11 protein-coding genes are annotated in these 11802 nt (G+C 31.6%); 5 read left to right on the top strand and 6 right to left on the bottom strand.

Annotated features, from left to right (window positions below; all coding sequences use genetic code 11):
• Window positions 1-2: 2 nt before the first annotated feature.
• The 3 genes from B0A68_RS18480 to B0A68_RS18470 form a co-directional block, all read right to left on the bottom strand.
• Window positions 3-1067 carry a glycosyltransferase family 9 protein gene (locus B0A68_RS18480; RefSeq protein WP_035683713.1) on the bottom strand — a complete coding sequence of 355 codons (1065 nt, stop codon included), beginning with the start codon at window positions 1065-1067 and terminating at the stop codon, window positions 3-5.
• 143 nt (window positions 1068-1210) lie between these two features.
• A complete protein-coding gene (locus B0A68_RS18475; protein WP_035683711.1) occupies window positions 1211-2278 on the bottom strand; it encodes a glycosyltransferase family 9 protein in 1068 nt (355 codons plus the stop codon).
• A gap of 42 nt (window positions 2279-2320) precedes the next feature.
• The gene (locus tag B0A68_RS18470; RefSeq protein ID WP_035683709.1) at window positions 2321-3079 is read right to left on the bottom strand and encodes a glycosyltransferase family 2 protein; all 759 of its coding nucleotides are present in this window, start codon (window positions 3077-3079) and stop codon (window positions 2321-2323) included.
• 68 nt (window positions 3080-3147) lie between these two features.
• Here B0A68_RS18470 and B0A68_RS18465 point away from each other — a divergent pair, with 68 nt between their 5' ends.
• Window positions 3148-3873 (top strand): polysaccharide deacetylase family protein, encoded by a 726-nt coding sequence (locus B0A68_RS18465; protein WP_035683707.1) that lies wholly within the window; start codon window positions 3148-3150, stop codon window positions 3871-3873.
• On the opposite strand, the gene B0A68_RS18460 is transcribed toward B0A68_RS18465, so the two are convergent.
• On the bottom strand, window positions 3865-4614 hold the full coding sequence (locus B0A68_RS18460; protein WP_035683704.1) for a glycosyltransferase family 2 protein: 750 nt from the start codon (window positions 4612-4614) through the stop codon (window positions 3865-3867). The genes B0A68_RS18465 and B0A68_RS18460 overlap by 9 nt on opposite strands.
• A gap of 225 nt (window positions 4615-4839) precedes the next feature.
• A complete protein-coding gene (locus tag B0A68_RS18455; protein ID WP_035683702.1) occupies window positions 4840-5655 on the bottom strand; it encodes a 2,3,4,5-tetrahydropyridine-2,6-dicarboxylate N-succinyltransferase in 816 nt (271 codons plus the stop codon).
• A 293-nt stretch (window positions 5656-5948) separates the two neighbouring features.
• Here B0A68_RS18455 and B0A68_RS18450 point away from each other — a divergent pair, with 293 nt between their 5' ends.
• From B0A68_RS18450 to B0A68_RS18440, 3 genes are all read left to right on the top strand, one after another.
• On the top strand, window positions 5949-6575 hold the full coding sequence (locus B0A68_RS18450; protein WP_035683700.1) for a PAS domain-containing protein: 627 nt from the start codon (window positions 5949-5951) through the stop codon (window positions 6573-6575).
• Between the two features lie 140 nt (window positions 6576-6715).
• Entirely contained in the window at window positions 6716-7132 is a 417-nt protein-coding gene (gene ruvX, locus B0A68_RS18445; protein ID WP_035683697.1) for a Holliday junction resolvase RuvX, read from the top strand.
• 123 nt (window positions 7133-7255) lie between these two features.
• Window positions 7256-8752, top strand: a complete 1497-nt coding sequence (locus B0A68_RS18440) for a malate:quinone oxidoreductase (protein WP_035683695.1) — start codon at window positions 7256-7258, stop codon at window positions 8750-8752.
• 37 nt (window positions 8753-8789) lie between these two features.
• Here the strand turns inward: B0A68_RS18440 and B0A68_RS18435 are convergent, their stop codons facing one another.
• Window positions 8790-11012: an FUSC family protein gene (locus B0A68_RS18435; RefSeq protein WP_035683693.1), complete on the bottom strand. Its 2223-nt coding sequence runs from the start codon at window positions 11010-11012 to the stop codon at window positions 8790-8792.
• A 199-nt stretch (window positions 11013-11211) separates the two neighbouring features.
• Between B0A68_RS18435 and def the strand changes: the two genes are divergently transcribed.
• Complete coding sequence (gene def, locus B0A68_RS18430; protein ID WP_035683691.1) at window positions 11212-11802, top strand: peptide deformylase; 591 nt, start codon at window positions 11212-11214, stop codon at window positions 11800-11802.

Below are 11802 nucleotides of genomic sequence, written 5' to 3'. Positions count from 1 at the left end.
CGCTAACTAAGATTTTGATTCAAAAATAATTCAATTTTATCTTTAAAAAAATCAGGTTTAAATTCCCGATATAAAGATAAAGATTCCTTTTTAAGCATTTTTTCTGTTTTGTGTTCAAACAAATCATCACGATAATCTTTTAGATGTACAGAAAGATGATGAATCCCGTCTTCAAAAGTCGCCCAGATTTTCTTTTCTATCCAAGGCGAAAATATAATAAAAGAAGGTTTATTAAGTGCTTTTGCCATATTTATAGCGCCTCCATCATTTCCTATTATCAAATCACATTGATTTACTAAGCCAATAAAAGATCTCAAATCACCGCCCAGTAAATCAAAATAAATTTTTTCCTGAGTTGAGATTTTGCAATGATCAAAAACTATTTTGGCTTCCTCAAGCTGTTTTGGAAAATAATTAAAGAGGATATTAACATCAGCATGGTCTGCAATATAATCGACTACTTTAGACATAAATTCCAAAGGATATGTTTTTAGTTTTTCACTCCCCAAAAGGCTGATCATTACCGTTTTTCTATCTTGTCGAACATTGTGTTTTGCAAATAGAGCTTTTGCTTCCTGATTTTCTATTTCCGAAACAAATAATTTTGGAATCGGATCTATGTTTGTCTTTATATTTAAAGGTTCTAATAACGAAAGACGTCTTTCTATAGCGAGTCCTAAATTTGTTTTTGGAAAAGGCTCAAACGGAACGTTATCTGTATATAAAAAGTTTCTGCCAGGTTTCTTATAAGATATTTTTCGTTTGGCATTACTTAGTAATACCAAAATCCAGCTTTCTAATTTGGAATAAGCATCAATCAATAAATCGTATTTTTCATTTCGAATCTGAAATCCAAGTTTCAATAATTCTTTCTTACTCTGACGATGTTTTTCTTCAAACAAAATAATATTGTCAATACTTGAATTGCCTTCTAAAACCGGAGTTGTAGAGGCGTAAACTAAATAATCGATTTGAGCATCAGGATATGCCGTACGCAAATTATTGCATATAATACTGCTTATCAAAACGTCTCCAATCATTTTTTGTTGGATAACAAGTATCTTCATTTACAAAGTGGTATTTAAATAAGATTTGCAAATTGAAGCAAAAAAAAAACAAATTCCAATCAATTTCACTGATGGAATATTAAAATTAAAAGGTTATTATAAAGTAAAATGATCTTTACGTTTTCTCCGCATTTTTGATTTTTCTATAAATGACGATTAATAAAGGCAGAAATTTGGTCTTTAAATAATTCTGGTTTTAATTCCTGATACAATTCAGAAGCATTTATTTTCATTTCTTTTTCAGAGAATTTCCGGAGTAACTCCGGTTTAAAATCATTTAAATGTACAGAAATATTTTGAAGACCATCTTCAAAAGTTGCCCAGTCATTCTTCCTGACGTGTGGTGAAAAAATGGTAAATGTAGGTTTGTCTAGTGCTTTTGCCATATTGATTGCTCCTCCATCGTTTCCTATTATAAAATCACAAAGATTCATGGTAGCAATAAATGCATTCAAATTAGAAGCGAGTAAGTCAAAATGTATTTTTTCCTGTGTTTTTTTTGAACACAGATTGTATATTTTTTTTGCATCTTCTATTTGAACCGGAAAATAATTAAACAAAATTGTGATGCCATTATTATTTCCAATAAAATCTACTATTTCTGCCATGTATTCTAATGGATACGTTTTTAATTTCTCACTTCCTAAAAGACTGATCATTACTGTTTTTTGCGATTTACTGATTTTGTATTTGCTAAATAGGAGCAGAGCTTCTTGATTATCATTTGGATCTACATATAATTTAGGATATGGATTGATACTCTGAGAACCTAGATGTAATGGTTTTAATAATAAAAGCCTGTTGTCTATCGCCTGACCGTATTTTGTCTTGGTATTGCCTGCTATTCGCTTAAAATTATAATTGTAAAACAAAGAAGAATACCATTTATAATACGATATTTTTAGAGATGAACCTGAGAATAAGGTTATTAGATTGGTTTCTAATTTACCATACACATCGACTAAAACATCATATTTTTTTGACCTGATTTCAAAAATAAACTTAAATAAGTTCAGATAGGATTTTCGTATTTCCTCAGGTAATAAAATGATGGAATCAATATTTGGGTTGCCTAATAAAACATCTTTGCAATTGGGATAACACATAAAATCTACAGTAGATTGCGGATATTGTATTTTTATGGTGTTGCATAAAATAGTGCTTGCTAAAACATCTCCAATTCTTTTTTGCTGTATAATTAATATTTTCATTCTGGATTTGATTGGTAAGAGAGCTATATTTTGAAGACAATACTATTCCATTTTACGATATAACAACCATAAAATCAAGTAGCGTTTTAAAATAGAAAAGGAGTTAATGTAGGCAAGAATAAAGCCTTCGCGACCGTCTATTAATCCAAATTTTAAAAAATACTGGCGTACGAAACTAGAAAAAGGCTTGATGAAAAAGTGGTAAAAATTGGGTTTTATATTATTATGGAATAAAACCAAAGCTTCTTCTTTTCGTTTAGAATTTAAACTGGAATTGTAATCGTCAAAATTTTTATAGGCGTATAAATTAATCTTGTTTTTTAATGTTTTTGATCTTTTAAAGAATATTTTTGCTGGAATTATTTTTATTTCCTCATTTGAAATTTTGCTTTTATTAAATAAAAAAAGTCTTTTTTTGTTGTAGAAAGCGCCATATTTTATGGTTTTTCCAAAGAAAAATAAAGTTTGTTCTGCAAAGTAAAATTCTTGAGAATCTGCGCAGGAAATTTTGTTTAAAATTTCCTGTTTTAATTCAGTAGAAATAGATTCATTTGGGTCCAAAGTCAGAATCCAATTATTTTGAGCCATTTCTATTGCTGCGTTTATTTGTTGCGTTTTATTGTTCTCAGTTTGTTGCAGTACAACCGCTCCAAGCTCTTTTGCAATAACAGCGGTTTTATCTGAGCTATTGTCATCAATTAAGATAATTTCATCAGCGAATGCTATATTTTCAATCTGCTTTTTTATGCTGATTTCATCATTATAACAAAATGTTACAATGGTTAATTTAGTTGTAATCATATCTTAAATAAAATATTTTGTAAAAATAATACTATAAATTAATAACTTTGCCGAAAAAAAACGTTAAAATGTCTAAACTCCCAATTTTAATGTATCACAATGTTTGTCAAAGGGAATCTGAAAGTAATAAACTCACAATTTCAGCAGAGAACTTAGAAAAACAATTTCAGTATTTAATTGATAATGACTTTAAAACATTGCATTTTGCAGCATTAGAAAACCTAGAGAGTGTTCCGGAAAAAAGCATTGTGCTCACATTTGATGATGTAACCGAAAATCAATTGACTTATGTGGTTCCATTATTAGAAAAATTCAATTTAAAGGCTAGTTTTTTTATTCCGTTTCATTTCATTGGTAAAACAGATTTATGGAATAATAATTCTGAAGATGCCGAACAAAAAATAATGAACATTGAGCAATTAAAAGAGTTGCCAAAAGCTTTAATTGAGTTGGGTTATCATTCTTATGAGCATAAAAAATATCGATTGTTAACAGCATCAGAAATAGAAAATGATTTTTTGAAATGTGAGGAGTTTATTAAAAATAATGATTTACATGTGTATCGGGCTCTTGCTTATCCTTATGGAAATTATCCAAAAGAAAGAGATCAAAAGGCAAATTTTAAAAACATACTCGTTAAGAATAAAATAAAATTTGGACTCAAAATTGGCAATCGCCCTAATACTTTTCCTTTTAAAGATAATTATGAAATTAAACGCATAGACATTAAAGGGAAAGATTCGTTGTTGGTTTTTAGATTGAAAATCAAATTCGGAAAATTAAAATTATTCTAGTTGTTTTTCGAGCAGGATGATTTTGGCATATCGTGAGAATACACCATACGCATCAATCGCTGCGGCGGCCAATCCCGGAACGCCGTCAAGATAAACTCTCTTTACAAAATAAGTATGGAAAAACCGATATAAGGGTTTAAAAAACAGTAAAAAAAGAGTTGCTTTTTTTCCTTTTTCAAAAGACATTTTTGCCTGAAACCAAGCGTATTTATCTTTTTTGCTAATAAAATTAAATAAACCTCTATAGGTATAATGAATCATATGATTTTTTAAAAGCCCAGGTTTCGATTTTAAAATTAATTTTTCATGAACTTCGTTTTCAAAAGATATATCGTTGTTCTTTATCAAACGGGTAACTTTATCTGTATAATGAAATAAAAACCGATCCATAAAAAAATGAGGAAACCAAATTCTGTACGCATCATATGTATTCGAATTAATGCTGTTTAATATTTCAAACTCAAGGGGAGTAGAGACTCTTTCATCAGCATCTAAAAACAAAATCCATTCTCCGGTTGCAGCTTCAATGGCAAAATTTCTTTGTCTGCAGTAATTATCGAATTTTCTATAAATTAGTTTAGCGCCTAAACGTCTTGCAATTTCTGCCGTAGTGTCATTGCTGTAAGAATCTAATACAATAATTTCATCTGCAAATGAAACCGAATTTATTGCATCTTCAATATAAAGTTCTTCATTATAGGTCAGAATAATTACAGATAATTTTATTTTTCTTTTTGACATGATTTGTGTTTTACAAACCGTCAAAGATTCTTTGTTTTATGTTGCAAAATGTCTTGTGTATGACAAATTTATGATAATATAAGGTTTATTTATAACTTATAAAATTGAAGTACTTTCAATTGAAATACAGGTTATTATAAAAACAGAACAAAAAAATTCCAAATTCCAATCATATAATCGATTGTAATTTGGAATTTTTTAAATTGAAAATATATAGTCTAAAACTTATACTGCAACATCGTATTCGCGAAGTGCATTATTAAGTGAAGTCTTTAAATCTGTAGACGGTTTACGAGTACCAATAATCAAAGCACATGGAACCTGAAATTCACCAGCAGCGAATTTTTTAGTATAACTTCCAGGAATTACTACAGAACGAGCAGGAACAAAACCTTTCATTTCTACAGGCTCATCACCAGTTACATCAATAATTTTTGTAGAAGCTGTTAAGCATACGTTTGCACCAAGAACTGCTTCTTTACCAACGTGAACGCCTTCTACAACAATGCAGCGAGAACCTATAAAAGCACCATCTTCAATAATTACCGGAGCAGCTTGTAATGGTTCTAAAACACCACCAATACCAACACCACCGCTTAAGTGTACATTTTTACCAATTTGAGCACAGCTTCCTACAGTTGCCCAAGTATCTACCATTGTTCCTTCGTCTACATAAGCACCAATATTTACATAACTAGGCATTAAGATAACACCGCTAGAGATATAAGCTCCGTAACGTGCAACTGCATTTGGCACTACACGAATTCCTTTTTCAGCATAACCTCTTTTTAGAAGCATTTTGTCGTGATATTCAAAAATACCTGACTCCCATGTTTCCATTTTTTGAATTGGGAAATACATTACAACTGCTTTCTTAACCCATTCGTTAACCTGCCATTTGTCACCAACTGGCTCAGCACAACGTAGTTTTCCTGCATCAACCAATTCGATTACTTCTCTAATAGCATCTGTTGTAGCAGTTTCTTGTAATAAAGCTCTGTTTTCCCAAGCTTGTTCGATTATTGTCTGTAAAGAATTCATAGTTTTTAATTTTTGGCAAAGATAGCGTATTTGTGTAAAATCAAAAAAGTTAAACCCTTTGAAAATGTTACAGATTTAACTTTTTGTTTTTAATTTGATAAATAAATTTTTACGGTTCATATCAATTATTTCAATTAAAAAATCCTCTAAAAGTTTTTTTTATATCAGAATATGACAAAAGTCAGATTTTGAACTTTTTCTTCTAATTAGTTTTGCACCGTTAATTTCGATACAAAAATAAGTACCGAATTAATAATGCCTTGCCATAGACAATATATATAATCAGTAAAAAGATGAATCAAGAAAATCAGCTCCAAAACCAAAGACCTATAATAGATAAAGAAGTTTCTTGGGATAAAACCCAGGTTATCATGAGCAAAACCAACGCGTTTGGTATTATAGAATATGCCAATGAAGTATTTATAGATGTCTGCGGCTACGAAGATTACGAATTAATGGGACAACCCCACAATATCATTCGTCATCCCGATATGCCAAAAGTGATTTTTAAAGTACTTTGGGAAAATCTTAAAAACGGAAAAAACTTTCATGCAATTGTAAAAAACCTTGCAAAATCAGGAAGATATTACTGGGTAATTACCGATTTTGACATTGCAAAAGATGAGGATGGAGTTATTGTGAATTATTTTGGAAGAAGACAGTCTGTGCCTCAAGAAGTGATTTCGCTGCACATTGAGCCTTTGTATAAAAAACTGCTTCAGATTGAAGCTGCAAGCGGTGTAGAATTTAGTGAGAAATATTTGATTGGCTTTTTAGAAGAAAAAAAGAGATCTTATGTAGAGTATATCAAAGAACTAATTTTTGAGCACGAAAAAGCGCAGGCCAAATTTGCTCAATATGAGGAAGAAGATGGCGAAGAAGAGGAGAGAGGATTTTTTAAAAGGTTATTCAATAGATAGGTTTGTTGAATTTACTTTTAGTTTTTAATAGTTGGATAGAGATCCGTTTTGAATTTTCAGAACGGATTTTTTTTACCAATTAATCACGGTTCATTTGGGTTTGTATTTTTTCCTTTAGTACCTTTGATAAAAATTAAAAAATGCCAAGAATTCTCTCAATAGATTACGGACAAAAACGCACTGGAATAGCTGTAACAGACGAAATGCAGATTATAGCCTCTGGTTTAACAACCATTCCTACTAATACTTTAGTTGATTTTCTTAAAGATTATTTTGAGAAAGAAAAAGTAGAAGCGGTGTTAATTGGCGAACCAAAACAAATGAACGGCGAACCTTCTCAAAGTGCTGGTATTATAAAAGGTTTTGTTACTCATTTTTCTAATATTTTTCCAGACATGAAAGTAATTCGCATGGATGAGCGTTTTACTTCAAAAATGGCTTTTCAGACAATGATTGACAGCGGGCTGAGTAAAAAACAGCGTCAGAACAAAGATTTGATCGATGAAATTTCTGCAACGATAATGCTTCAAGACTATCTTTCTTCTAAGCGTTTTTAGATTTTGGTCTGAATAAAGCTCATTTTTACAATATTTTTAGAAAATCCTAACTTTTATCATGTAATTATTACTTTTTTTTTGCAATTAAAAAAGTACCTTTGCATTTTAAAATAAAATACTGTTATGCCTGACGAAACAATACGTTCAAATAGTGATGTAGTACTTATTGGAGCTGGAATTATGAGTGCCACTCTTGGAGTGATTTTGAAAGAATTACAACCAGATATTAAAATAGAAATTTACGAAAGATTAGATGTTGCCGCTGCCGAAAGTTCTGATGCATGGAATAATGCAGGAACGGGGCATTCTGCTTTTTGTGAATTAAATTATACTCCTGAAAAGGCTGACGGAAGTGTTGATCCTAAAAAAGCAATAAGTATTGCAGAATCTTTTGAGATTTCACGCCAGTTTTGGTCTTACTTAGTGCAGCAAAATAAAGTTCCGTCTCCTGATAATTTTATAAAAAGTGTTCCTCATATGAGTTTTGTGTGGGGCGAAAAAAATGTAGAATATCTTAAAACAAGATTTGAAGCATTGCAAAGCAATCCTATTTTTTCGCAGATGCTTTTCAGTACAGATTTTGATCAGTTAAAAAATTGGATGCCTCTTGTGATGGAAGGAAGAGAAAACAATGAAAAATTAGCTGCAACTTATATGCCTATTGGCACAGATGTAAACTTTGGAGCTTTAACAAGAAGCATGTTTAATTATTTAGAAAAACTAGATGGAGTTTCTTTATACTTTAATCATGAAGTTAAAAAATTAAAGCAGCGCGAAGACAAATCATGGAGAATTAAAATTACAGACGTAGAAACTGGAAAGATACGTAAAGCATATACTAAATTTGTATTTATTGGCGCTGGCGGAGGTTCACTTCCTTTGTTAGAAAAAGCAAACGTACCAGAAGGAAATGGTTACGGTGGTTTCCCAGTTAGCGGACAATGGTTAAAATGTACAAATCCGGAGGTTATTGCTAAACATCAGGCAAAAGTTTACGGAAAAGCTAGTGTTGGAGCACCTCCAATGTCTGTTCCTCATATTGATACCCGCGTAATCGATGGTGAAAAAGCTTTGCTTTTTGGTCCATTTGCAGGATTTTCAACTCGATTCTTAAAAAATGGATCTTATTTAGATCTGCCTTTATCTATAAAATCAAACAATTTAATTCCTATGCTGGCAGCGGGATTTCATAATATACCACTGACAAAATATTTAATAGAGCAAGTACGTCAGTCTCCAAAAGACAGAATGAAAGCTTTACGCGAATATCTGCCTACAGCACGTTCTAAAGACTGGACGCTTGAGAAAGCAGGTCAGCGTGTTCAGGTAATTAAAAAAGATGAAAAAGAAGGCGGTGTTCTGGAATTCGGAACAGAAGTTATCAATACGCATGACGGAACTATGGCAGTTCTTTTAGGAGCTTCTCCAGGAGCATCTACTGCAGTTGCGATCATGATCGACTTAATCAGCAGATGTTTTACCAATCAGATTAAAACACCAGAGTGGGAAGAAAAAATGAAAAAAATGATTCCTTCTTATGGTCAGACATTAAACGATAAACCTGAGCTTTTAAAAGAATTGAGAAAACATACTTCTGAAGTGCTAAAGTTAAATAACTAAGGTTTTATAAAATATAATCTAAACAAATCCAGATGAATTAATCTGGATTTGTTGTTTTTAGGTCTTTCGTAATGTTTAATATTTTTTCTGCTAAATCACTCATCCAAATCAACTGTTCAATGACCATCTGCGCTTCCTGCATTTTTGCCTGGCGGGTTTCTTTGTCGAGCTCATCATCTTTTTGAAGTCGTGTAAAGTTTATGCGTTTTAATTCTTCAAATTTTAAAGTAACATCATCTTTATCAAAAAAAGTATCAGTAATAATAGTTTCATTTCTTAAAATGCTGATAGAATGATCTAAGTTTAATAAAATAGTTTTTATGATATAATTAAAAGATTCCGATGCCGATGTTGTCTGATGCGATTGAATATAAGTCGATAAAGATGCCAGAGCAGAAAGTAAAGAATGATTTAGAACAACTAGTTTATTAACCAAAGGCATCGTTTTTTGCTTTGACTTAGGTTCCTGCATCATGCGCTGAAATGATGTCATTAAATTGCCTATCTCTACAAAAGCATGTTTTCTGGCCAGTCTATACGAAGTCGGAACTTCTCCTTTTATATTGTAAAAGCCAGCAATTTCTTTCAGGTAATCTCTATTTGATCTAATAGAATTCTCGATATGTATAGGCGTATTGATAAACTCCCATGCCGGCCATAAAAACTGGTTGGCCATAAAAGCCAAAATAGCGCCTGTAAGTGAATCTAATATTCTAAACTGAATTACCTCAACGATATTTGGTGTTAGGATTCCGTAAATAAAGACAACATACATGGTTACAAATGTGGCGCTTATCTTATAATTGATTTGAGTAAATGAAATTCCAAGAAGCATACAGACAATAGAGAAGATACTTAAAACAACATGATTTTGAATTAGTGAAACAATTCCGAAGGCAATTAAACCTCCTAAAATGGTTCCGAAAATCCTATTATAAGAGCGTTCTTTGGTCAATCCATAACCGGGCCTCATGATTACAACTATGGTCAGCAAAATCCAGTAGGAGTTTTGTAATGTGAGAATATTTCCAATAACTAAACCAATAAGTATTGTAATTGTCAGTCGCAGTGAATGTCTGAAAATAGAAGAAGAATAGCTTAAATTCTCAATCAAAGTACGGAACGGATAATATTGAGGTGTCAAAAACTTTTCTAATTCCTTATCCTTGCCTTTTAATTTATAAGACTGCATAGCTAGTGAAAATGCACGTTGAATAGTTTTAATTTTTCCAACTTGATTTTTGGCATAGTTCAGCATGTTGTGCAGCATTAAAACGCCTTCCGCTGCCTCTTCTTTTCCTAGACTTTTTTCATAATCAAAAATTGCAAATGCCAGAGCGTCAAGTTCATTTTTTAAATCTTGTTTATCTACATACGTACTTATTGTATGTACATTCTTAGAAAGTTTTTTTAATGTTGATGCTAGTTTATAAGCTACATTTTGATAAGTTCGAAGAACATCCGGATGTTTAGCAAATTTTTCGTGAAGTTTATTATGGTCAAAAGAAGTGTATAAAGCAAGTTCCTGTATTTCGACAAGTGTGATAAAGACGAGCAGCATTTTTCGATTCTGACTTGTTGCTGCTGATGTATTTTGATTGCCAATCAGCATTTTTCGTAAATCTTCGTGAATTAAATTTAATTCTACCTGAACCTCAAGCTGTTTCTCAATTATAGCTTGTCTGTTGGCTTCGGGACTCCATAAATCGCCTCTTAATTTTAAATATTTAGCCGTTAATTTGATTCCTTCGGCAATTTGTAATTCTACATATTTATAAGGCTGTACAAAATGAAATACAAGCGAAACTATTAAATATAAAATGCCTCCAATAAAAATAAAACCAGAATATTCAAAAGCTTCTCGTCCTTCATGCATATGTCCAAATGATAAAGAAATAGACAATAAAGCAGAAAAAGAAACCAATGTTGCACGCTGTCCGTAAACAGATATCATAGAGCATAAAAACAGCAGACATCCAAGAAAAGGATAAAATAAATAAGGAAAAGGGTAGGTGAGGTTGACTAATAAATTAACTCCAGATACTATAAAAGAAGCCACAATAAGTCCTTTTATTTTATGACTTAATGAACTTGGAATATCGCTGGGATACGTATAGAAAGCACCTAATGCAATTGTAAAACCTATTTCAAAATGACCTAAAAGATTCAAAATCAAAACAGGAACTACTGAAGCGATTGTTACTTTTGAAGCGTTTAAAAAAGAGGTGCTGTTAGTAAATTTTGAGATACGGTCAATCATATATGGAGGTTTACAACCAAAGGTAAGAATTGTAGAGTTAATTTGGCATTATTATAGATGAGTTTTGCAAAGCGGGTAAAAAAAATAAGATAATAAAGGTTTAGAATTATTCATTGACTATTTTTTACTATTTTTGCCAGCTGAATCAGAGGAACCAAATTTAGGTTTTTCAGTACATAATTACATTAAAAAAAGATAAATGATATTACCAATTGTAGGATACGGTGATCCCGTTTTAAGAAAAGTGGGTACGATAATAACACCAGATTACCCTAACTTAAAAGAAACGATAGCAAACATGTATGAAACCATGTACAATGCTTACGGAGTTGGACTCGCTGCACCGCAGGTAGGTATGCCTATTCGTTTGTTTGTTATAGATACAACTCCTTTTAGCGATGATGAGGATCTTTCTTCTGAAAAACAAAATGATTTAAAAGGTTTCAAGAAAACTTTTATAAATGCAACTATCGTAAAAGAAGAAGGAGAAGAGTGGAGTTTTAACGAAGGCTGTCTTAGTATTCCTGATGTCCGCGAAGATGTATACAGAAAACCAACTGTGACAATCGAATATTGTGAAGAAGATTTTGTAATGAAAACAGAAGTTTTTGACGGATTGATTGCAAGAGTAATTCAGCACGAATATGACCACATCGAAGGAGTTTTGTTTACAGATAAAATATCCTCACTAAAAAAACGTTTGATTCAAAAGAAATTGAAAAATATTACTGAAGGGAAAACTTTTCAGGAATATCGAATGAAGTTTTTTGGAGCCAAAAAAGGAAGATAA

The sequence above is a fragment of the Flavobacterium reichenbachii genome, from assembly GCF_002217435.1.
Classification (GTDB): Bacteria; Bacteroidota; Bacteroidia; order Flavobacteriales; family Flavobacteriaceae; genus Flavobacterium; species Flavobacterium reichenbachii.
Note: the sequence above shows the minus strand (reverse complement) of the source record. Positions and strands in the feature narration are given on the sequence as shown.

What these genes read in the sequence shown, in the direction of transcription:
- B0A68_RS18480 (WP_035683713.1), bottom strand. Translation starts at nt 1,067, where the DNA reads ATGAAGATACTTGTTATCCAACAAAAAATGATTGGAGACGTTTTGATA.
- B0A68_RS18475 (WP_035683711.1), bottom strand. Translation starts at nt 2,278, where the DNA reads ATGAAAATATTAATTATACAGCAAAAAAGAATTGGAGATGTTTTAGCA.
- B0A68_RS18470 (WP_035683709.1), bottom strand. Translation starts at nt 3,079, where the DNA reads ATGATTACAACTAAATTAACCATTGTAACATTTTGTTATAATGATGAA.
- B0A68_RS18465 (WP_035683707.1), top strand. Translation starts at nt 3,148, where the DNA reads ATGTCTAAACTCCCAATTTTAATGTATCACAATGTTTGTCAAAGGGAA.
- B0A68_RS18460 (WP_035683704.1), bottom strand. Translation starts at nt 4,614, where the DNA reads ATGTCAAAAAGAAAAATAAAATTATCTGTAATTATTCTGACCTATAAT.
- B0A68_RS18455 (WP_035683702.1), bottom strand. Translation starts at nt 5,655, where the DNA reads ATGAATTCTTTACAGACAATAATCGAACAAGCTTGGGAAAACAGAGCT.
- B0A68_RS18450 (WP_035683700.1), top strand. Translation starts at nt 5,949, where the DNA reads ATGAATCAAGAAAATCAGCTCCAAAACCAAAGACCTATAATAGATAAA.
- ruvX (WP_035683697.1), top strand. Translation starts at nt 6,716, where the DNA reads ATGCCAAGAATTCTCTCAATAGATTACGGACAAAAACGCACTGGAATA.
- B0A68_RS18440 (WP_035683695.1), top strand. Translation starts at nt 7,256, where the DNA reads ATGCCTGACGAAACAATACGTTCAAATAGTGATGTAGTACTTATTGGA.
- B0A68_RS18435 (WP_035683693.1), bottom strand. Translation starts at nt 11,012, where the DNA reads ATGATTGACCGTATCTCAAAATTTACTAACAGCACCTCTTTTTTAAAC.
- def (WP_035683691.1), top strand. Translation starts at nt 11,212, where the DNA reads ATGATATTACCAATTGTAGGATACGGTGATCCCGTTTTAAGAAAAGTG.